The sequence below is a fragment of the Tenacibaculum sp. E3R01 genome (assembly GCF_003318185.1).
GTDB lineage: Bacteria > Bacteroidota > Bacteroidia > Flavobacteriales > Flavobacteriaceae > Polaribacter > Polaribacter halocynthiae.
Genome location: NZ_QOCC01000007.1, coordinates 133827 through 156257, shown reverse-complemented (window position 1 = coordinate 156257; position 22431 = coordinate 133827). Strand labels below are relative to the sequence as shown.

At 30.4% G+C, this 22431-nt stretch carries 15 protein-coding genes; 10 read left to right on the top strand and 5 right to left on the bottom strand.

Features of this window, described 5'->3' with window-relative positions:
• Positions 1-34 precede the first annotated feature (34 nt).
• The 3 genes from DS884_RS00770 to DS884_RS00760 all read left to right on the top strand — a co-directional run bounded on the left by DS884_RS00770 (position 35) and on the right by DS884_RS00760 (position 3434).
• Positions 35-1123, top strand: a complete 1089-nt coding sequence (locus tag DS884_RS00770) for a M42 family metallopeptidase (RefSeq protein ID WP_093870959.1) — start codon at positions 35-37, stop codon at positions 1121-1123.
• A gap of 36 nt (positions 1124-1159) precedes the next feature.
• Positions 1160-1702 carry an NUDIX hydrolase gene (locus DS884_RS00765; protein WP_113785400.1) on the top strand — a complete coding sequence of 181 codons (543 nt, stop codon included), beginning with the start codon at positions 1160-1162 and terminating at the stop codon, positions 1700-1702.
• A 109-nt stretch (positions 1703-1811) separates the two neighbouring features.
• Positions 1812-3434, top strand: coding sequence for a class I SAM-dependent methyltransferase (locus tag DS884_RS00760; RefSeq protein WP_113785399.1), 1623 nt, complete (start codon positions 1812-1814; stop codon positions 3432-3434).
• Positions 3435-3512: 78 nt separating this feature from the next.
• On the opposite strand, the gene DS884_RS00755 is transcribed toward DS884_RS00760, so the two are convergent.
• The 3 genes from DS884_RS00755 to DS884_RS00745 form a co-directional block, all read right to left on the bottom strand.
• Positions 3513-6008, bottom strand: a complete 2496-nt coding sequence (locus DS884_RS00755) for a PIG-L family deacetylase (RefSeq protein ID WP_113785398.1) — start codon at positions 6006-6008, stop codon at positions 3513-3515.
• 112 nt (positions 6009-6120) lie between these two features.
• The gene (locus tag DS884_RS00750; RefSeq protein WP_113785397.1) at positions 6121-6816 is read right to left on the bottom strand and encodes an energy transducer TonB; all 696 of its coding nucleotides are present in this window, start codon (positions 6814-6816) and stop codon (positions 6121-6123) included.
• A gap of 157 nt (positions 6817-6973) precedes the next feature.
• Positions 6974-8401 carry an ATP-dependent RecD-like DNA helicase gene (locus DS884_RS00745; RefSeq protein WP_093870954.1) on the bottom strand — a complete coding sequence of 476 codons (1428 nt, stop codon included), beginning with the start codon at positions 8399-8401 and terminating at the stop codon, positions 6974-6976.
• A gap of 103 nt (positions 8402-8504) precedes the next feature.
• On the opposite strand from DS884_RS00745, the gene DS884_RS00740 reads away from it, so the two are divergent.
• From DS884_RS00740 to DS884_RS00725, 4 genes are all read left to right on the top strand, one after another.
• A complete protein-coding gene (locus DS884_RS00740; protein WP_093870953.1) occupies positions 8505-9239 on the top strand; it encodes a hypothetical protein in 735 nt (244 codons plus the stop codon).
• Positions 9217-10047, top strand: a complete 831-nt coding sequence (locus DS884_RS00735; protein WP_113785396.1) for a DUF3822 family protein — start codon at positions 9217-9219, stop codon at positions 10045-10047. The genes DS884_RS00740 and DS884_RS00735 overlap by 23 nt, the downstream gene beginning before the upstream one ends.
• Complete coding sequence (locus DS884_RS00730; RefSeq protein ID WP_113785395.1) at positions 10048-10590, top strand: RsmD family RNA methyltransferase; 543 nt, start codon at positions 10048-10050, stop codon at positions 10588-10590.
• Between the two features lie 100 nt (positions 10591-10690).
• Positions 10691-10969, top strand: coding sequence for an STAS domain-containing protein (locus DS884_RS00725; RefSeq protein ID WP_113785394.1), 279 nt, complete (start codon positions 10691-10693; stop codon positions 10967-10969).
• Here DS884_RS00725 and acs read toward each other — a convergent pair.
• Positions 10962-12878 carry an acetate--CoA ligase gene (acs, locus tag DS884_RS00720; RefSeq protein WP_113785393.1) on the bottom strand — a complete coding sequence of 639 codons (1917 nt, stop codon included), beginning with the start codon at positions 12876-12878 and terminating at the stop codon, positions 10962-10964. The two genes, DS884_RS00725 and acs, sit on opposite strands and share 8 nt — an antisense overlap.
• 116 nt (positions 12879-12994) lie before the next feature.
• Between acs and DS884_RS00715 the strand changes: the two genes are divergently transcribed.
• The 3 genes from DS884_RS00715 (at position 12995) to DS884_RS00705 (ending at position 17344) form a co-directional block, all read left to right on the top strand.
• Positions 12995-13768 carry a sulfite exporter TauE/SafE family protein gene (locus tag DS884_RS00715; protein WP_113785392.1) on the top strand — a complete coding sequence of 258 codons (774 nt, stop codon included), beginning with the start codon at positions 12995-12997 and terminating at the stop codon, positions 13766-13768.
• 124 nt (positions 13769-13892) lie between these two features.
• A complete protein-coding gene (locus DS884_RS00710; protein WP_113785391.1) occupies positions 13893-16316 on the top strand; it encodes a LodA/GoxA family CTQ-dependent oxidase in 2424 nt (807 codons plus the stop codon).
• Between the two features lie 2 nt (positions 16317-16318).
• Entirely contained in the window at positions 16319-17344 is a 1026-nt protein-coding gene (locus tag DS884_RS00705; RefSeq protein WP_093870946.1) for an NAD(P)/FAD-dependent oxidoreductase, read from the top strand.
• 117 nt (positions 17345-17461) lie between these two features.
• Here the strand turns inward: DS884_RS00705 and DS884_RS00700 are convergent, their stop codons facing one another.
• Positions 17462-22396 (bottom strand): GEVED domain-containing protein, encoded by a 4935-nt coding sequence (locus tag DS884_RS00700; RefSeq protein ID WP_113785390.1) that lies wholly within the window; start codon positions 22394-22396, stop codon positions 17462-17464.
• Positions 22397-22431: the final 35 nt, after the last annotated feature.

The following is a 22431-nucleotide window of genomic DNA, read 5'->3' as shown; positions in this document are numbered from 1 at the left end:
CTTTTAGTTCTCATAAAATCTTATTAATAAAAACATGGCTGAGAAATCAATTTTAAATCAAAAGTCGATAGACTTCTTAGAAAAATATTTAAACAACGCAGCACCTACTGGTTATGAATGGGAAGGCCAAAAAATTTGGATGGACTATTTAAAGCCTTATGTAGATGAATTTATAACAGATACTTATGGAAGTGCTGTTGGAGTTATTAATCCTGATGCTAAATATAAAGTAGTTATTGAAGGACATGCTGATGAAATTTCATGGTATGTAAATTACATTTCTGATAACGGACTTATTTATGTAATTAGAAATGGAGGTAGTGATCATCAAATAGCACCTAGTAAGATAGTAAACATTCATACTAAAAACGGTATTGTAAAAGGTGTTTTTGGTTGGCCAGCTATACATACTCGTAACAAAGCTAAAGAAGAAGCTCCAAAACCAGATAATATTTTTATTGATTGTGGTTGCTCAACTAAAGAAGAAGTTGAAAAATTAGGTGTTCATGTTGGTTGTGTTATTACATACCCAGATGAGTTTCATATATTAAATGGAGATAAATTTGTTTGTAGAGCCCTAGATAATAGAATGGGTGGATTTATGATTGCTGAAGTTGCAAGGCTTTTAAAAGAAAACAAAAAAGACTTACCATTTGGTTTATATATTACAAACTCTGTACAAGAAGAAATTGGTTTACGTGGTGCAGAAATGATTACCCAAACTATTAAACCTAATGTAGCTATTGTTACCGATGTTACTCATGACACTACTACTCCAATGATTGATAAGAAAAAAGCTGGTTTATTAGAAATTGGGAAAGGTCCAGTTATTGCTTATGCACCAGCTGTACAACAAAAACTTCGTGATTTAATTATTGATGCAGCCGAAGCAAACGATATTCCTTTCCAACGTTCTGCCTTATCAAGAGCAACAGGTACTGATACTGATGCATTTGCTTATAGCAATGGTGGAGTTGCTTCTGCTTTAATATCTTTGCCTTTACGTTATATGCACACCACTGTTGAGATGGTTCACAGAGAAGATGTTGAAAACGTTATTAAAATGATATATCAAAGTCTCTTAAAAATTGAAAACGGAGAAGATTTCTCTTATTTTAAATAATATACTAAGTCCCGCAAAATGCGGGACTCTTTTTTTATGGATGAAATAATTGACATTCTTGATGAATTTGGTAATTACACAGGCAAGACCTGTTTAAAATCAATAGCTCATAAATATGGCTACTTCCATCCTACTATTCATGTATGGCTATATACTTCAGATTACAAAATTTTACTTCAAAAAAGAGCTTTAACTAAAAAAGTATTCCCTGGTTTATGGGACATTTCAGTAGCTGGCCATATAGCAGCAGGTGAAAATACTATTGTTGGGGCAGTTAGGGAGATACAAGAAGAAATTGATTACACAATAAATCCAGATGACTTATATAAAATTGGTGTGAGAAAACATCAAATAAACCATAATAATGGTATAATAGATAACGAATATCATCACATTTTTATAGCAGAATTAAAAACACCTATTGAAGATTTAATAATTCAAAAAGAAGAGGTAGATGAGATTAAATTATTTGATTTACAAACTATTATAACTACTAAAAATTTAAAGAATATTTTATTACCTCAATACCATGACTATTATAGTTTTGTTTATGATAAAATAGTAGAAAAACTAAAATAAACATTTAATAACTCTTTATATTATAAGTTTTTTAAACGAAAGACTTCCTCTTTATTTTATTATGAAAGACATTTAAAAATAAGTATATTTAAAGGAAAATACTTAGTCAATGTTATCTAATAAAGAAAAATCAATACTTAGAAGTAGTTTATTTCGTCATTTAGACGGAATTGTAACCTGTCCTGCAGCATATATTCTAAAAGAAAAAGGTATCACTAAATATTTATTGAAAAAAAAATCAGTTAGTTTAACAGAAATCACATCGACTTTTAATGCTAATGATGGTTATTTAAATGTAGCTTTACGCACTTTATGCTCACAAGGTTGGTTAAATCAACAAGTAAATAACACAACTAATACTGTACACTTTGAAATAAATGAGTTGTCAGCAATCGCTTTTTCTTATTTCGATATTTACAAAGAAGCTTATTTATTACTTAAATTTTCAAAAAATTACAACTCTAGAAAATTTGAAACAGAACCATTTTTAAAACTAGAAGAACTATATCAAAACTTTAAAAATAATTTTAATGTTTCATCTCCACCTAATTCAAAAGAAAATGAAATATTAAACCAAATTTTAACACATATTGAGGGTATAATTATTGGACCCACTGTTGTATTATTAGGTATGAGTGGGATGTTTCATAAATATTTTATGCAAACAAAATTTAAAGCGGAAGAGTTTCATAAAGATGCTAAAAATTTTAGCCGCTTATTAGATATACTTACAGGTTTAGATTGGTTTACGAAAACTGGAGACTCTTATGAATTTACAAATAAAGGACTATTTTTTGCACGAAGAGCAAGCGCTTATGGAGTAACTGTATCTTATATTCCTACTTTAAGAAAATTAGATAAGCTTATTTTTGAAGACTCTACAATTTTAAGAAACGCTAACACTGCCGCTGAAGAGGTTCATGTAGATCGAGAAATGAATGTATGGGGAAGTGGAGGTGCACATGCAGCATACTTTAGAGTAATTGATGAAATCATTATCAACTTATTTAATAAACCTATACATGAACAGCCAAAAGGTATTTTAGATGTTGGTTGTGGTAATGGAGCATTTTTAAAACATCTATTTAATGTAATTGAAAATCAAACAAACAGAGGCAAAGTTTTGGAAGAGTATCCTTTATTATTAATTGGAGTAGATTATAATGAAGCAGCCTTAAAAATTACTAGAAAAAATTTAGTACAGGCTGATATTTGGGCTAAAGTAATTTGGGGAGATATTGGAAATCCTAAAGCCATGTCAGAAGATCTGCAACAAAAATATAATATTAACTTATCCGATTTATTAAACGTTCGTACGTTTTTAGATCATAATCGTATTTGGGAAGAACCAAAATTAAACAATAACATTGCTATAAGTACTTCAACTGGTGCTTATGCTCATAAAGGCAAACGCTTAGATAATAATTTAGTAATTGAATCGCTAAAACAACACTTCAAAAAATGGACTCCTTATATTCATAAATTTGGCTTACTTTTAATAGAACTTCACACATCAAAACCTGAATTAGTTAGTCAAAATTTAGGTAGAACAGCTGCTACTGCTTATGATGCTACCCATGGATATTCTGATCAATATATAATTGAAATTGAAGAATATATGAATGCTATGAAATCTATTGGATTAATACCTGATGAAAATACTTTTAAAAAATTTCCTAATTCAGATTTAGCTACAGTTTCAATTAATCTTTTTAAACCAAAGGTTTCTTAATTTATAAATACTTAATATTTTGTCTACAATAATTAATCAATAAAAAACCCCGAAAAATATTTCGAGGTTTTTCTGGGTTTATCTTTCATTCTTTTTTAAGGACAATAAGTTAGCAAATAACTTATATGCTCCTGGAACCCCTGCAGGCAGTTCTCTAAAAAAACTTAAGCCTGTATAAATATAATTTCCTTTACCATATGCTGCTACCAATAAACTTCCTTTTTTAATACTTTCATCTTTATCGTTCATTGAAAGTATTGGAGTATACTCTTTACTCCATTTATTAGGGAAGTACAAACCTCTTTCTTGCACCCAATTTTCGAAGTCTACATTAGTAATTTTATTTGGATAATTCAGTACTGGATGCTCTTTTGCTATTAAATTAACTTTTGCATTTTCATCAGTAACTCGGTCTCTTGACAACTGTAATTCATAAGGAGCCTTAACATCTACCCTCCTATTAGTATTATACTGTACAATTACATTACCCCCATTTTTTACATAATCTAATATATATTTTTGTTTAAACTGAAGCTCTTTCTTTGTATTGTATGCTCTAATACCTAGTACTACTGCATCAAACTCCAATAAAGTTTTATCGTTTATCTCAACAGGATTTATCTCAGTTACAGTATACCCAATTTGACGTAAACTTTCTGGCACTGCATCTCCAGAACCAAGGATGTAACCTATCTTAGTTCCTTGCTTTTTAATATTCAAACGAACAACTTTTGCTTGTGAAGCTAATAATATTGATTGTTTTGGTATATGTTCATAATTAATTTCTACCAACTCTTTATCATAAATTTTACCATCAATTTCTGCTATTGATTTTAGTAATCCGTTTGACTCTTTTTGGGTAGGTTTAACCATAAAATTTATTGATCTTACATCACCTTTTTGTTCTATAGAAAACGAAACTTTATTAGGTGTTACTTCCCAACCATCTGGAGCTTTTAAACTTAAAGAACCCTTAGTGTTTTTTCCTCCTGATCTAACTTCTACAGAAACTCTCTGTGCTTCTTGTGTAGAAAAAATTAATACTTTATCTTTTAATTTTGTAGTTACCTGTGGTAAAATTTCAAAAGGTTCATAAATTTCTCCTTTATCTCTTTTAGAATATCTATATATTAAAGGTTTAATAAAAGAGATTGGTTTATTATCTATGATAAGATTATATTTAATTTCAACAGGTCTTTTAGTTTCTGGGTTTCCTCTTTCTTTTTGATTAGGTACTTTATACATACCTAAATTCCATTCAGAATTTAACCAATAAGGTGATGAATATGGTAAATCACCTATGGTAATAACCTCTTTAAAATTTCTTTTATCATTAGCTTTCAATCTTATTTCTTTTGCAATTTTCTTTCCATTTGATAGAAATTCAACAGAATTTAACTCCATTGAAGTATTACTTCTGTTTAATACTTCAAAATTAACATTGATAGTACTATTAGGTGTTGTACTAGAACTAGTAGCTGATGCTTCAATATATAACCCTGAGCAAGCAATTATAATCTCTTCTAATTGCTTAGTTTTTATACGTTTCCAATGTTCATTTTCTAACTTTAGAACCTTAGTATAGGCTTTCATTAAATTCGGTAAATGCTTAGATGGATTCACAAAATCAAAATTCTTTTCTACACTGTATAAAATTTCACCTATTTCTCCTCCTCCTTTAATACGATTCCACGTAGTATTAATTCCTGAGAAAATATCTTTTTTATCTTTTGGAAAATCACCTTTTAAAAACTCTACATATTCTGTTTGACTACCACGTGTTGTTAAACGTCCAAAACCTTGACACAAATGCTGACTACTTGCAATAGATGCCAACTCATTGTTTGACAAACCTTTTAATGGGTAATAAGTTCCAATATCAAAACTTAACATTTTACTTTTATCAGCTTCTGCGAATTTTTTTTGACTACCATAAAACCACCAAGATGTATTAAAAAACAATCGATTTGGGTTCCATATATCTGTATAGGCTAACTGTTCAGGGTATTTAGTTTTATCTCCAGCTAATTCAAAAGCTTCTACACTCAACATAGCTGATGAAGTGTGATGTCCATGAGTAGTTCCGGGAGTTCTATGATTAAACCTGTTTATAATAACATCTGGTTTAAAAGTTCGTATCGCCCAAACAACATCTGCTAAAACTTTCTTTTTATCCCATATTTTTAACGTCTCATCAGGATGTTTAGAATATCCAAAATCATTAGCTCTTGAAAAACGTTGCTCACCTCCATCAATTCTTCTTGCTGCCAATAATTCTTGAGTACGAATTACACCTAACAACTCACGTATTTCTGAGCCAATTAAATTTTGTCCGCCATCACCTCTTGTTAATGATAAATATGCAGTTCTTGCTTTTTCATGATTAGCTAAGTAAGCAATTAATCTAGTATTTTCATCATCTGGATGAGCTGCTATATACAATGCAGAACCTAAAAAATTTAATTTTTGTAATTTTTCGTATATCTGATTAGAAGATAACTTTTGCGGTTTTTGTGCTTCTATCGATATTGAAATCAATAAAAATAAAAGAAAAACAGTTACTTTATTCCTCATCCTTAATATTTTGAATTGGGTAACAAATGTAACTTTTTTGTTTGTTGAATTTAACAAATTAACAAAATGCTAACATTTTGCATTTATTTTTATTCAAGTAATAATTTTTAAATTACTTTAATTTGAAGTTCATAGGAAAACTATATGACACAGACGTTACATGACCATCTTGTTTTCCTGGAATAAATTTTGGTAACAATGACACAATTCTAATTGCTTCTTTATTTAAAATAGTTATTTCTTTAGTAGAAGAAACTTTAATATTACCAACATTACCGTTAGAATCTATTACAAAATAAACTAACAATTCACCTTCAACTTCATTATTTATTGCTTCTTTAGGGTATCTAAAGTTATTTTCTATATGTAACTTCATACTGTTATTAAAACAATCTTCGCTTGCTTTATCGCAATCTAGAAATTTAGGAATTTCATTTACTTCATTAAATGAAATTATTTTATTTTCTTTTCTTTTATATATTAGTGAAATCATTGCACTAACATTTTTTTTAACTAACTCAATCTTACTACCCTCAAGAGTATTACTTAATATATTTATTTTTTTATGTAATGTTTTTGTTTGAATAAAATCTCTCTCATTTATTCTTTTTTTTAGATATCTAAATCTCTTAACTTCTAAAACTTTGTTGTCTTTTATATTTTTCTCCGAAGATGAGTTAGTATTACATTTATTAATTGATATATTATTTGCCTCTACATAATCAGCTTCTTGATTTTCTTTACACACCTGTTGTGTAAAGCTTACCTGAAAAGTTAATAAAGCAACAATTAATAGTATTTCCCTCATTATGAATTTTATTATATTAACTTCTATTTACAATATATTTCTAATTTATATGACACTAAATTTTAAAATAAGTCACATTTACACAAGAATCATTAATGATTTACGAAAACAGGAATGTTAAATAAACTTTATCATGGAAATAGGTGAAATTAGATTATTAGTCTACAAAACATTCATCTTTAAAACCTATTAAATATAATTTTTCTTGCGCACGTGTTACTGCAGTATACAACCATCTTAAATACTCTACACTAGGGCCATCTGGAAGATATGGTTGCTCAATAAAAATTGTTTTCCATTGTCCACCTTGAGACTTGTGACAAGTCATCGCATAAGAAAACTTTACTTGCAAGGCATTGAAATATTTATTCTTTTTAACTCCCATAAATTGCTTATACTTTGATTTTTCATTAGCAAAATCTTCTTTAACAGCTTCATACAACTTATTTGACTCTTCATAAGTTAATGAAGGACTTTCACTTGTTAAAGTATCTAACAACAATACTGTTTCAAAAGGCTTCATATCTGGATAATCAATCATACGCACTTCAACTTCAGCAAATTTAAATCCGTATAATTCTTTTATGGAATTAATTCGCATTACTTCACAAATATCCCCATTCGCAATAAAACCAGCCGACGAAGAATCTTTTAACCAGAAGTAATTATTTTTAACTACCATTACGTAATCTCCTGTAGAAATTTCATTTTCTTGCCCTCTAATTTTTGTTCTAATCTGATCATTATACTGGTTAGCTCTTTTATTAGAGCGCACTATAATTGCAGTATCCTCTACTCCTATTTCACCGTCATAAGCTGAAGTAATTGCATCTTGAATTTCATAACCATCTTCCAATCGGATAATATCTGGAAAACTTACATCGAATTGAAAATCAACAGCTTTATTTTCTATTAATAATCTTAAATCAGTAGCATTGTATAAAATCCCTGAATCCTCTTGCTGACGTACAACTTCATCTAATTCAATTTCAGTAACTTGTTTATTAAACTCAAATGATAGCTTATCAGCTTCTAAAGCTGGGCTCATTGTTAATTTTACAGGAGGTAACTGAGCTGTATCTCCTATAAAAACAATTTTGCAATTTTTTCCTGAATATGCATATGCCATTAAATCATCAAGTAAAGAACCATTTTCAAACAATTTGGCATTTTGTTTTTCATCAGAAATCATTGAAGATTCATCAACAATAAAAATAGTGTTTGTATGCTTGTTAGGTTGCATTACAAAACTTACTCCACCATTACTTTGTTTTTTAGGGAAATATATTTTTTTATGAATAGTAAATGCTTGCTTACCTGAATACCCTGATATTACCTTAGCAGCTCTACCAGTTGGTGCCAATAAAACAGCCTTTTTACCAGCCTTCCATAGGTTATTTACTACGGTACTTATAGTTGTAGTTTTTCCAGTACCCGCATACCCTTTTAAAACAAATAAGGCATTTTCATTATCTTCGAAAATAAAATTAGTTAATTCATTTAATAATTTATTTTGCTTGTAGGTTGGTGTATAAGGGAATTTTTGTAATATTTCAGTATAAAATTTGTGTGCAGATGCTATCATAAAATAAAATAATTTCCAAAGATATATCTATTTATAGTTAAAAATTTTCTTCATTGAAAAAAAATTGTAGATTTGCGAATATCATATATTAAAAATTAAAAAAATGAATTTATTATTAATGATTTTAGCAGCAGCAGTTGTTGCGTTTCTTTTAGCTGTACTTATTGTTAAATTTGTACCTCTAAAAATGAGATGGTTAGTTTCTATATTACTATTAGTTGCCTCTATCTTCTTAGCCTATAAAATTTATGGCGGAATTATGGAGCCAATAAAATTTAATAAAGATAAAAAGGTTCGTTACGCTAAAGTTATTAAAAGTTTAAAGTTAATACGTGACGCTCAAATTAAATATAAGGAAGCTAAAGGTGATTATACTAAAGATAAAAATGCTTTAATTAGCTTTATCCAAAATGATTCTTTAGCTATTACAGAAACTAAAAATATAGAAAAAGAAGTTACTTTATCTGGTGGTTTAACTGATAAAATATCTGTTAAACAAACTGACACTATTGATTATGAGCCAGTAATTAAATATTTTGAGGGGAAAGACTTCCAAAATATGTTTAATGTACCAGGTACTGACAAACAATTTGAGTTAGCAACGGATAAAATAGAAAAAGTAGCTGGTTTATTAGTTCCTGTATTTGAAGCTAAAGTAGATAAAAAACCTATTTTAGAAGGAATGAATAGTTCTTTAATAAAAATAGAATTAGAAGCAGTTGAAACGGATCAAGTAAAAGGTCCTTTTATCTCTGTAGGGTCTCTATCAGAAGTTACTACAGGTGGTAACTGGCCTCCATTTTACGACAAAGAAGATGCAGCTGCAAAAAAAGAGTAAAAAAATTAGCGCAATTGCGCAAAATAAAAATCTATCCATCCAATTTAGTTTGGATGGATTTTCTTTTTGTATTACTGATTTAACAACTAATGATGTTAATCTTTTTTCTGAATACATTTTTGAAAAAACTATTGCTTCTCCCGAATTATTGTTAGAGAAAATAATGTACATTTTTGCTAATGATAAAGATTTACAGCAAGATTTTAAATCAGTATCTGCTATACATCAAAACAACCTAGCTACTATTGTGCCTAATGATTTTTTTGATAGAAATAATTTAGTTCCTTATTTAAAATACTCTGTAAAAACATTAGCTACAGATTTTATTACATATGATAACCTGTCTTCTATTAACGCCAATACAGTGTATATCCCATATGTAAACATTAATAATTATTTATTTCAAAATTTCGGAGAGTTTGAATACATGCATCATGCTTCTGTACTCATAGATAAACTTATTACTAAAATAAAAAACTCATCAATAAAAACAGGATTTTTTGTTAATGTTGCTCCAAACTTGATGGACATTATAATTATTGAAAATGATAAATTAAGTATGTATAATTCATTTTCATACTCTTGCAAAGAAGATTTTATTTATTACATATTATTTACTGCTGAACAATTACAAATGAATCCTGAAGAATTCCAATTAACCTTTTTAGGTAAAATTGAATCGGATTCTGAATTATATAAAATAACCTATAACTATATTAGAAATATTAACTTTATTGAAAGTACAACTTGTTTTTTTAATGAAGATGATGATTTTTCAAACCATTCAAACTATATATTACTTTCATAAATGCGTATAATTTCTGGAAAACATAAGAGTAAGCGAATTTCTGCTCCCAAAAACCTACCTGTTCGTCCAACAACAGATATGGCTAAAGAATCATTATTTAACATTTTAAATAACTTATATTACTTTGATAGTATATCTGTAATAGATTTATTTTCTGGTACTGGAAATATCAGTTATGAATTTGCTTCTAGAGGCACTGAAGAAATTTACGCTATTGATGCTCATTTTAATTGTATCAAATTTATCAATCAAACATCAAAGGATCTTGATTTAAATATTAATACTTTTAAAAGTGATGTGTATAAATTTTTAGAAAAAACATCTTTAAAAGCTGATGTTATTTTCGCTGATCCTCCTTATGATTTTAAAGAGGAAGAGTTTTTAAAAATTGCTGATACTATTTTTGACAGAAATATTTTAAAAGAAGAGGGACTTTTAATTATTGAACATTCAAAACATACCACCTTGTCAAATCATCCATGTTTTAGCTATGAGAAACGTTATGGAGGGAATGTTTTTAGTTTTTTTGAAATAAAAGAATAATTATTTATTGTTTCCATTCATCCACAATAACATACATTTGAACGAAAAAAAATCAGGGCTTATTTAATTCATAATTATTTTTATTACAAACTATATTATTATGAATTTACAAATAACCAACGAAAAAAACTGTTTTCATCTTAAAGGTAATTTAAACTTTAATAATTATTCTCGTTTAAAAACTATTATTAACTCTTTTCTAAAGTCGAATAACAAAATAGTCTTAAACATTAATGAAGTTACTGAGATAGATACTTTTACAGTTAATTCTCTCATTAATTTATATACCAAAACCTCAAATAATAATAAAGATATTAGTATTCAAGGTTTTGGTGCTAAAGATTTTTATGATGAACTAGATTATAGAAATATTATTTAGTTTCTAATCTACTATCTATAATATTTTGTACAATTTCTGGGTTTAATAACGTAGAAACATCTCCTAAATTATCTAACTCATTATGTGCAATTTTACGTAAAATTCGTCTCATAATTTTTCCCGAACGTGTTTTAGGTAATCCAATTGTGAATTGAATTTTATCTAATTTGGCAATTGGTCCAATGTGTTCGGTAATAATTTGATTAATTTCTTTTCGTAAATTATCATGATTTCTACCTTCACCGGTTTCTTTTAAAATAACATAACCGTATAACGCACTTCCTTTAATATCATGAGGAAAACCTACAATGGCGCTTTCAGCAACTGCAGGATGCTCATTTATAGCATCTTCAATAGGTGCTGTTCCTAAATTATGTCCTGAAACTATAATAACATCATCTACTCTACCTGTTATACGATAATAACCAACTTCATCACGAAGAGCACCATCACCAGTAAAATATTTATTTTCAAATGCTGAAAAGTAAGTTTCTTTATATCGCTGATGATTTCCCCATATTGTTCTTGCCATTGACGGCCAAGGAAATTTAACACACAATCGACCATCTACTTGATTTCCTTTTATCTCTTCTCCTTTTTCATCTACTAATGCCAATTGAACTCCAGGGAGTGGTAATGTTGCATAAGTAGGTTTAGTTGGTGTAGCATATGGTATTGGTGAAATCATCATTCCCCCAGTTTCTGTTTGCCACCAAGTATCTACAATCGGGCTCTTTTTTTTACCTACATTATCATTGTACCAATGCCATGCTTCTTCATTGATAGGTTCACCAACGGTTCCTAAAACTTTTATAGATGATAAATCATAAGAATCAACATAATCTAATTTTTCTTTTGCCAAAGCTCTAATAGCTGTCGGAGCTGTATAAAACTGACTTACTTTATGTTTTTCTACTATTTGCCAAAAACGCCCAAAATCTGGATAGCTAGGAACTCCTTCAAACATAACTGTAGTTGCTCCATTAGCTAAAGGTCCATATACAATATAGCTATGACCAGTTATCCAACCAATATCTGCTGTACACCAATACACATCATTTTCTCTATAATTAAAAACATTTTTAAACGTATATGCAGTATACACCATATAACCAGCAGTTGTATGTAACATTCCTTTTGGACTTCCGGTTGAACCCGAAGTGTATAAAATAAATAAAGGATCTTCTGCATCCATTATTTCAGGTTCACATTCTTCAGAAGCTACATTTAATAAAGGCTGTAACCATTTGTCTCTACCTTCTTTCATATTAATATCAGTAGCTATTCTTTTTGCTACTAAAACTGTATTAATACTTTTACAACTATCTAGTGCCTCATCAACAATACTTTTTAAATCGATCGTTTTTGCACCTCTATATGATCCATCTGCTGTAATTACCATTTTTGCTTCACAATCGTTTATTCTTGTAGATAATGCTGTTGATGAAAATCCAGCAAAAACCACAGAATGAACTGCTCCAATTCTAGCACAAGCCAATACTGAAACTGCTAACTCAGGAATCATTGGTAAATAAATACATACTCTATCACCCTTACCTATTCCATTATTTTTTAAAACATTAGCAAACCTACATACTCGCTTATGTAAATCATTATAACTTATATGAAGAGCTTCTTCATCTGGACTATTAGGCTCAAACAAAATAGCAGTCTTATCCCCTCTAATTTGAAGGTGCCTATCAATACAATTTTCTGTTATATTTAATTTTGCTCCTTCAAACCATTTTACTTCTGGTTTAGAAAAGTCATAACTCAATACGTTATCCCATTTTTTTCTCCAAACAAAATGTTCCTCAGCAATTTCTTCCCAAAATAATTCAGGGCTTCTTATTGATTTTCTATAAACTTGATAATATTCTTCTAAATGTTTTATGTGATAATTACTCATCTATAAAATCTTTTATGTTTTTAATAAAAAACTAATCTACAGTTTTTTTTAAATAGTTTTTATATTTTTTCTACTAACAACATAAGATCACTTATAAATATATATATTTGATTTATATGGAGCTTTTAATTGTTTTGAAAACTGTTCTCGAAAATTGGCATATAGTCTTTTTATTTTTTAGCATTGCTATTCTATATTCATCAGTAGGTTTTGGAGGTGGATCAAGTTATTTAGCAGTTTTAGCTTTAACTAGTTTAGCTTTTACTGAAATTAGAGCTACTGCTTTATTATGTAATATTATTGTTGTAACAGGTAATGTTTTAATTTTCAAACAACAAAAACAGTACAATTGGAAAAAAGTAACTCCTTTGGTTATTTTTAGTATCCCTTTAGCTTTTTTAGGTGGGTATCTACGAATTGATCAAACGTTCTTCTTTATCTTGTTAGGCTTTACATTATTATTCGCAGCCATAACTATGTGGGTTTCAAAAAAAGTTGTCTCGAAAAAAACTAGTTCTAAAGAATTAAAATTACCCCAAAATGCTTTGTATGGAGGTCTAATTGGATTTGTTTCAGGCATGGTAGGTATTGGTGGAGGTATTTTTTTAGCTCCTTTACTTCATCTAACTAACTGGGAAACACCTAAAAAAATAGCAGCTACTGCAAGTTTATTTATTTTAGTTAACTCAATTAGTGGCCTAATTGGCCAATACACAAACCCTAATTTTTCAATCAACTGGAATCTAACCTCTATTCTTCTTATCATTGTATTTGTAGGAGGTCAAATTGGTAATAGATTAAGTAATAAAATACTTACACCTATTCAATTAAAAAAAGCTACTGCTATATTAATTGCCTTTGTTAGCATACGTATTTTAATAAATATTTAAGTTCTTAATAATCCTGCTCTCGTTCTCCAAAAGAACACGTTTATGGGTATTTTTCCAATTACTAATCTTTCTATTTATAGTTTTATATATATCTAATTTTTCTAACTATATAAATTAAACTATTATGAATTTTAAAATTTATCCATCAATAGGAATTGCTCGAATGGGTAATGGTCCTGCAACAAAAGAAGATGTCGTTTTTAGCCCTGAAGTTCCATGGGCTAATTTATATGAAACTGGAGAAGAGTATCACACTGCTGATGGTGCATTAAAAAAACAAGCTCAACGTTTTTATATTTATGAATGTGACGATCAGGGTAACCCTATTCGTAAATTAGACGCCAATATTAGTCAAGTTGAATGGACTGTAGAGGTAGCTAATAAAAAACCATTTTGGTATGATTTTAATAATAGTTTAGATCTTTCTGTAAATACAAATAATGAAAATTTAAGCTCAACTTTTTTTACCGAAAAAATAGCTCCTGGAATTAGTACTTCAAGAAGAAATCCTAATGTATTAGATCAAAAACTAATAAACTCTGATGATCAAAATTATAGAAAAGAGTTAGTTAACTGCCCCGCACCTGTTAGTGTATCCTCAAGTAATCAAAAGCAAAAAATTGGAGGACAATTTCCTTTTCCTTTAAACCCTGAAGGAAAGAGTAAAATTGCAAAAGCAATGCACATGGAAAGTAAAAGTGTAAATTTAGGAACAGTTGAACATGATAATGGAACTTTAATTTTTTATCCTGGAGATGGGGTTTCCGCAGCTTTAAACCCCTCAGATTTAAATACTGATTTTGCTGATAATTCTAATTGGTATGATGATATTTGTGACGGAAGAATTACTGCTAAAGTAACAATAGATGGAAAAACGTACGAAGTAAACGATCCTAAATCGGCAGCTTGGATAGCTACTGCTCCACCAGATTATGCTCCACAAATACAACCATTAGCTACAATGTACGATCTTATTTGTGGCGCTTCAAATGATACGTATTCTACAGATTTCAGTTTAGTTTTCCCAGTATTATATAGGTTATTTAGAATGCAATGGGTAAATGCAAGTGATTTCCTTGCTCCATCATTTAGAGAAGTTATTGATCAATTAACTACTGAAGAATTTAAATTTTTATATAATAGCTCTGATGAAGCTCAACCCTTAAGGGAAAAAATATTTAGCTTATTTAGAAATCCAGCTTATGCTTATACCAACGAACCAGTTATACCTAGTAAGAGTACAACTGATATTACAAATATTGGTAGTGGAACAGAAGAATTAAAATATCCTTTTTATCCAGGTGATGGAATTAATTATCCTGGAAGTCCTGCACAATGGTTTGCTATCCCTCCTATTTTATATCAGCAACTTGAAAGTTGGAGAGATGGAGATTTTGAAAGCTTAGATTTTGAATTCACAACTATGGATGAAATAGGTCATTATTATCAAAACATATACATTCAAGCTTCAAAAGATGAAACAAAAAGTGCTTTATTAATGACACGAGCTGTTTTAGAAACTTTATATGGAGGTGGTTTCCACCCAGGAGTAGAACTTACTTGGCCAATGCGTCATGAACAAATGTATTCAGCAAATAATTTAACATTTAAAAATGTTACTGAAGGAGCTTCTTTCTTTGGACTACGTGAAATACGTATTGCTTCAGCTACAAAAAATGAACAATCTGAAATTTTTTATAATGATTTTGGATTTCAAATGAATTCAGATGATGTAAAAGCTTCATTAAATCCATCAAATAAAGAAAATTGGTTATGGAAAACAACACCAGGAGATTTAACTAAATGGATGGGAATTCCATGGCAATCTGATGCTGGGAGCTGTCAAAAAGTTTTTCTAGACAGTCAATACCCAATACCTGCATGGTGGGCTGCAAATTTACCAGTTGATGTATTAACTGAAGAAAGTTTAGTTAAAATGCAAGACACTACTTTAGGAGATGAAACTAAACAATATATTTATGCTAATCGAGTTCCATGGTTAATGACAAGTGATACAGGATATGTTGGTTATCACGCTGAAGGTGGCTATTTAAATGGCTTAATTAATATGGTTTACAAATGGAAAGATGTAGGTGTAGTTGCAGGTCGTAATGCTAATGTAAATGGAGTTCCTGAAATAGTGTATGTAGCTTCTGATAGCAAAAATGTTAAAGACAAACTAGTTATATTTTTAGGTAAAGAAATAACCTCTAGACCTGTAAAACTAAACCCTCCAAGTATTTTCTATTCAAATGTAAGAGAAATGGTATGGCTTCCTTCTGGTAAGGAAATATTTTTATCATCTACAAAAGATGGTACAGGTGATGTTTCTGTAGACGATGTTTTAGAACTTAAAATAAATGGAAACGTTGTATTAAATCAAGATTTCAGTAATGGTTGTAGTGGAAAAATAACTCCGCTTCCTCCAATGGACATTACAGAAAATTTAAAACCTTATAGTAATAATTTTGTTACTATTGAGGTTAGTTATATTGATAAATGTGGTGGATACGAATCAGCTACAAATATGTACTTAATTATTAAATAATTATGAATCCTGAGACACACTTAAAAACAAAAGTACTTATTGTTGGGAAAGGAGTCTCAGGACTCATTTTATGTTATTTATTAGAAAAAAAAGGAATTGAATGTATACTACTTAACAAAGAAGTAAATACATCTGCTACTATTCTTGCAGAAACTATACCTCCTTCTACACTTAGCCTATTAAAAAACATTGACTTACTTACTCTATTTGAAGAATGTGCTTCCAAAACATATGGCTATCAATCAATATGGAACAATATTTTTCATAGTGAAGATTTTTTCAAACATAATCCGTTTAAATATGGATTAAAACTAAACAAAAGAAAGGTCATTTCAGAATTAGAAAAAAAAGTAAAATCAAGAATAATAAACTATAATTTACTAAAGAACATAACATCAACAACTACATCTGTTCAATTAAACAATACTAAATACAATATTGATAGTGAATTAATTATTGACGCTACTGGACGAAATCGAGTTATTTTAAATTTCTTTAAAGTACCTATAATTTCATATGATAATAACATTGCTTTTATATGTTATTTACCAAAAACTAAAGAATCGCTTAAATATGGTTTTTTTACTGAGACATATGAAAGTGGATGGGGAACCGTTTCTGATTTAAATGAAACAACAAGAATTATGACTCTATACTCTTCAAAAAATGATGCTCTCCATAAAAAATTAAAAACTTTTTCTAATTGGTGTGAAATATTAACCAATACCAAAATATTAAAAAAACATTTACCTACTGGTAATTTTAAAGTTACTGGAAGACTAGCAAACTCATCTATCCCACAAAAAATTGTAGGTGATAATTGGTTATCTATCGGCGATGCAGCCATGGCTTTTGATCCTATTTCATCACATGGTATTTCTAACGCTATATTTTGTTCTTTAAAAGCAAGTGAAAGTATTAATGATTTAATTACTAAGAACGATGGAACTTCTTTTAATAAATATCAAGAAACAATCAATGCTGTTTTTAATGAATACTATAATGTAAAAGAAAAACTATATGCGTAAAATAAAAAAGACTATAAATTCATATTATCTCTTTTTCTCTTAAAATGGGATTAAAAAAAACACCTTTTTCATTAAGTTGAAAAGGTGTTTTATTATTAACAAAATATTTAGGGTTATTTATTTTTTAAGAACCCTTAAGACTTCTGTTTTATCATTAGATTGAATTCTAATAAAATAGTTACCAGGAGCGGTAATACGTTCACCTAAATTTTCTATTTTAGTTTGATTTCCATTGTATTCTTGAGAGTAAATCTGTCTTCCAACGATATCATAAATACTTACATTAAAGTTAGTACTTTTAAAAGAAGTTACATTCAAAGTAAAACTTTTATTAAATGGATTTGGAAATAAAGAAAACTTATTACCGCCGTTACTAAATAAACTAGGACTAGCATTAGCACTAGAGTTCGTTACATTAATTGTATAATCTTCATACTCTCCATATCGTACATCATTGGTACCAGTATCACATGAATTCTTTTCTGTATCATAATATGAGACTAGTAAACGCATTCTTGTTGAACCTGTTATTGCCGTTTGTGGTACCGTTACTGATATTGCACCTGTAAGGCCATTTGTCTTAATCAAATTAAATTCCTCTCCTGCATCCGAAAAATCACCATCACGGTTCCAATCAAAGAATGCATAGATTTCATCATTACTACCTCCTTGATAACCCAGTATTGTAACTGTAAGGTTATGACTTGTCCCTACATTTACATTAGTAGAAATAGAAGTAAAGTCATCATATCCAGAAACATTTCTTACAGAAGAATTATTAATTCCAGCAAAAACAACATTTGATATCCCCTCTGGTCCATCATTCCCTGTAGCAAAACAATAGGTAGGATTTGGATTCGTTTGTTGGGTGATAACATTAACGGTATTACTCGAAGCTGATTGATTACCCGCTGCATCCTTAGCTCTAACAGAGAAAGTATACGCTGTATTAGCAGTTAAACCAGTTACACTGTAAGTTGTACCTGTAGCTGTACCTATATAAGTTCCTCCACGAAATATATCGTATCCTGTTATCCCTACATTATCTGTAGAAGCAGTCCAGTTTAATGTTAAGGTTGTTTCATTTACATTAGAAGCTAGTAAATTTGTTGGCGTACTTGGTGCTTGTGTATCACCAGTACTACCACCAATTACAACTACATAATCTTCTACTTCATCACCATCATTAGCACTAGTTCCACAAGGATTAGGATTACTTGCCCATCTGTAACGTACACGTAACTTAGTGGCTCCAGATTGAGCATTATTGGGTACAGTAACTGAAGTTGTTTCACCACCAGTACCAGGAGTTTTCATTAAAACTTCTTCATTAGCATCTGTAAAATCACCATCTCTATTCCAATCAATCCAGGCACCAACTACATTAGCCGACCAATTAGAAGCTGTGATTCCTGGAGTTACAGTTAATGTTAAGGTTTGTCCAATAGAAACGTTTGTGCTTTGAGCTGTAAAATTTGTATAATTACTATTTTGACTCGTATTATTAATACTTCCAAATGTAACTCCACCTATATAATTGGTTCCTTGACTTCCTGCATTACAATAACCTGTTGGTAATGTTGGATCAGGATTTGTACCTCCTGTAGTTGTTACATTTGCTATATTACTTTCAGTAGATTGATTACTTGCTGCATCTTTAGCCCTAACGGTAAAACTATAAGAAGTATTTCCAGTTAAACCAATCACATTATACGAAGTTCCTGTAACTGTACCCAAATTAATGTTTCCTTGATACACATCATATCCAGTTACTCCTACATTATCAGTAGAATCCGTCCATATTAATGTTAGTGAAGTACTTGTAATGCTAGAAGCTACTAACCCACTTGGAGCAGTTGGGGGTTGCGTATCACCAGTTACTCCACCACTTACTACTACTGAATAATCCTCAACTTCCCCAAAAGAAGTATCCGTACCACATGGTTGAGCTCTCTCACTACTTCCATAACCTAATCGTACTCGCATACGTAATAAGGTATTCGAAACAGCTGTATTAGGTGGCGTAACACTACCTGAATAAGGGCCAGCTCCATATCGAGCATATACTTCTTCTGAAGTTTCAAATTGACCATTATTATTCCAATCGATCCAAACTCCTACGTCATTAAATGTCCAACTACTATTATTTACGTCAATAGTAATTGTTTCCGACTGCCCCACTGAAAGATTAGTTGAAATAGTTGAAAAATCATTATATGCTGCATTTGTGGAGCTATTATTTATAGAACCAAAGCTTACATTCGTGATATGTAAAGTACTATTTTGTGTTGTAGATGCAGCACAAGGATCAGTTCCAGGGCTTGGACCGTCTTTAGTTACTATATTAATAGTATTACTATTTCCAGAAGTATTATTAGAAAAATCCTTAGCTTTTACATAAAAAGAATAAGAAGTATTTTTAGTTAACCCTGTAACATTAAATATAGTTCCTGAAGGACTTCCTATCGGAGTCACTTCATTATTTCTAAATACATCATAACCAGATACTCCTATATTATCGATAGAACCTGTCCAATTTAATGTTAAAGAAGTACTTTCAATATTAGAAGCAGTTAAATTAGTTGGTGTACTTGGAGCCTCTGAATCTGGAGTTGAATTACCTTTAATAAACACAAAATAATCTTCTACTTCGTCACCTTTCGATGATGCTATTCCACAAGGCTCAGGAGCAGTATGTAATTTATAACGCACTCTTAATCTGGTTGCACCATTTTTTGCAGTATTTGGAACTACAATAGTTGTTGTTACTCCACCTTGCCCATTGGTTGTTAATAAAACTTCTTCACCTGTATCCTCAAAATCTCCATCCTTATTCCAATCAATCCAAGCTCCAAAATAATTAGGATCCCAGGTATCAATTCCTGGATTAACCGTTAAAGTAACAGGTTGGCCTTTGATAACATTTGTCCCTAGATTGGTAAAATCAGAATATCCACTATTTTCACTTTTATTATTGATATCTCCAAAGATGACTTCATCTATATAATTATTACCTTGATAACCAGCAGCACAATAATTTGTAGGCATAGGATCAGAGTTACCATCCGTTATGCTAAAGTTAGCGTTTGTAATATCAAAAAAAATATTGTTGGTACCTCTTACCATAATTCTATTTACACCTCCTTGTTCATCTGGTATTGTAATTTGATGAGAACCATCATTAGGTACCGCCGACGCTAAAGTTATTGGATATGTATTTCCTCCGTCTGTAGATAATAAAATATCTACGTTTGCTGCATTAACTCCATTTCCTGTAGTTCCTGCTACATTCCAGGTTACTGTTTGCGTAGAGCCAACTGGTGCATCAAATCTACTGTTTTGGGAAGTTATTACAAAAGGGCCGGCATTTCCAGCTACCGTAATAACAGCATCTCTAGAATCTGTATTCCCCCCTCCAGCGTGGTTATCTCTTACGGTAAATCTAAAATTAATCGTTCTAGCAACAGAAGGTGTTACCTCCCATTCAGAAGAAGAATTTCCAGCTTTTACTGTACCAAGATCAGGCATATATCGGATAGGAGATGTTGTAGGTGGTTTAAAACGAAATAAAGGGCCACCTGTTGATGTAGCAAGAGGGGGCATAGGAGCTATTTCTTTATCCATTTGATCCCAAGTATATGTTAGTTGGTTGACTGGTGTATTAGCATCAGTAGCAGATCCTTCTAATATAAATGGAGTAGATCTTGGAATCGTATAGTTACCTCCTATACTAGCTACTGGTGCACTATTACCTACTGACTTTGTTATACCACAACCTGCTGTGTTTACAATATGATTCCACATTTCATCTATCTGTTTAGCATGAAAGAAAACATGTGAAGTTTGTAAATCGTAATTTGGTGCACAACCTTGATATGCCATGATACTATTACCTCCTCCTGGTTCAACAGCTCCTTCATCCAAACGATTACCACCACATGCATTATTAAACGAGTGATTAGCACCAAATTGATGACCAATTTCATGAACGAATGTACGGAAGAAATAATCATTTACAGATGTGAAAGGATGCGCACCTGTAGATCCTTGCGCTTTTTTATCATCAACACATACAGAGTTTAAAGCTCCACGTCCGGTTCCATCTGAATCTAAAACATGACCTATATCATAGTTAGCATTACCTATTTGAGCATCAAGAATACCTTGAGATTCATTTATAGATATTCCCGTATTACCATGTGTAATACCATCTGTTACTGGATCAAGGAAAATGGAATTTAAAATGTTAGGTACTAATTCAAATGTAGTTCCTAAATCTCGTTCATAAACCGCATTCACCCTTGTCATGAGTGCATTTAACTCAGCAAGTACAGCAGCTTTCCTTTGTTGAACTGAACCATTTGTAACACTTGCTTTATCTGTATATATTTTAGACAATTCTCCCGTTACTGCTATGGCCATTCGATAAACTCTAAGACGACTATCATTAGCATCTCTTCTGGCTCTTTTTGGTAGCTCTTTAGATCCTGTTGTCTTTTTTTCTAAAAAATTTTCGAAATAATTATCTGTAGTTTGGCAACTTATAGGTTCTGATTTTTCCTTTTTTGAAGTAATCATATACATTTTACTATTGATAGTAGGATGCTTGATATTAATTATTGTAGCATCTGACTTCATAATCATAGCCCTAAAGTCATTATTCCCCAAACTAAAATGTACTAATTCATTTTCTCTACTTACAGATGTACCCACATAAGATTTAATATTTGGGAATTTTTTAGCTAAATCTGGATGTAAAACATTAGTCTCCTTTATACGGTATTTTTTAAATTTTCCGTCTTCACTAGGAAGCGTGATAATAACATTTGATTTACCAAACGACTCGTACCTTTTAGGGCAGTAAGACAATACTTTTTTTAGTTTTTCAACACTAAGGTCATAAGTGTTATTTGGCGTAACTACCTTCTTCTCAACTAAAGTAATAGTCTTATTTTGAATTGGTTGAGTGTTTTTTTTCCAGAAGTTGTTAGTTTGTGAGAATCCACAACCAAAAACGAATACTCCTAAGAGTAATGATATTTGATTTTTCATGATAGAAAGGTTTTAATAAGTATTTTTGGTAAATT

What these genes read in the sequence shown, in the direction of transcription:
- DS884_RS00765 (WP_113785400.1), top strand. Translation starts at nt 1,160, where the DNA reads ATGGATGAAATAATTGACATTCTTGATGAATTTGGTAATTACACAGGC.
- DS884_RS00750 (WP_113785397.1), bottom strand. Translation starts at nt 6,816, where the DNA reads ATGAGGGAAATACTATTAATTGTTGCTTTATTAACTTTTCAGGTAAGC.
- DS884_RS00715 (WP_113785392.1), top strand. Translation starts at nt 12,995, where the DNA reads ATGGAGCTTTTAATTGTTTTGAAAACTGTTCTCGAAAATTGGCATATA.
- DS884_RS00735 (WP_113785396.1), top strand. Translation starts at nt 9,217, where the DNA reads ATGCAGCTGCAAAAAAAGAGTAAAAAAATTAGCGCAATTGCGCAAAAT.
- DS884_RS00725 (WP_113785394.1), top strand. Translation starts at nt 10,691, where the DNA reads ATGAATTTACAAATAACCAACGAAAAAAACTGTTTTCATCTTAAAGGT.
- DS884_RS00740 (WP_093870953.1), top strand. Translation starts at nt 8,505, where the DNA reads ATGAATTTATTATTAATGATTTTAGCAGCAGCAGTTGTTGCGTTTCTT.
- DS884_RS00705 (WP_093870946.1), top strand. Translation starts at nt 16,319, where the DNA reads ATGAATCCTGAGACACACTTAAAAACAAAAGTACTTATTGTTGGGAAA.
- acs (WP_113785393.1), bottom strand. Translation starts at nt 12,878, where the DNA reads ATGAGTAATTATCACATAAAACATTTAGAAGAATATTATCAAGTTTAT.
- DS884_RS00745 (WP_093870954.1), bottom strand. Translation starts at nt 8,401, where the DNA reads ATGATAGCATCTGCACACAAATTTTATACTGAAATATTACAAAAATTC.
- DS884_RS00700 (WP_113785390.1), bottom strand. Translation starts at nt 22,396, where the DNA reads ATGAAAAATCAAATATCATTACTCTTAGGAGTATTCGTTTTTGGTTGT.
- DS884_RS00770 (WP_093870959.1), top strand. Translation starts at nt 35, where the DNA reads ATGGCTGAGAAATCAATTTTAAATCAAAAGTCGATAGACTTCTTAGAA.
- DS884_RS00710 (WP_113785391.1), top strand. Translation starts at nt 13,893, where the DNA reads ATGAATTTTAAAATTTATCCATCAATAGGAATTGCTCGAATGGGTAAT.
- DS884_RS00730 (WP_113785395.1), top strand. Translation starts at nt 10,048, where the DNA reads ATGCGTATAATTTCTGGAAAACATAAGAGTAAGCGAATTTCTGCTCCC.
- DS884_RS00760 (WP_113785399.1), top strand. Translation starts at nt 1,812, where the DNA reads ATGTTATCTAATAAAGAAAAATCAATACTTAGAAGTAGTTTATTTCGT.
- DS884_RS00755 (WP_113785398.1), bottom strand. Translation starts at nt 6,008, where the DNA reads ATGAGGAATAAAGTAACTGTTTTTCTTTTATTTTTATTGATTTCAATA.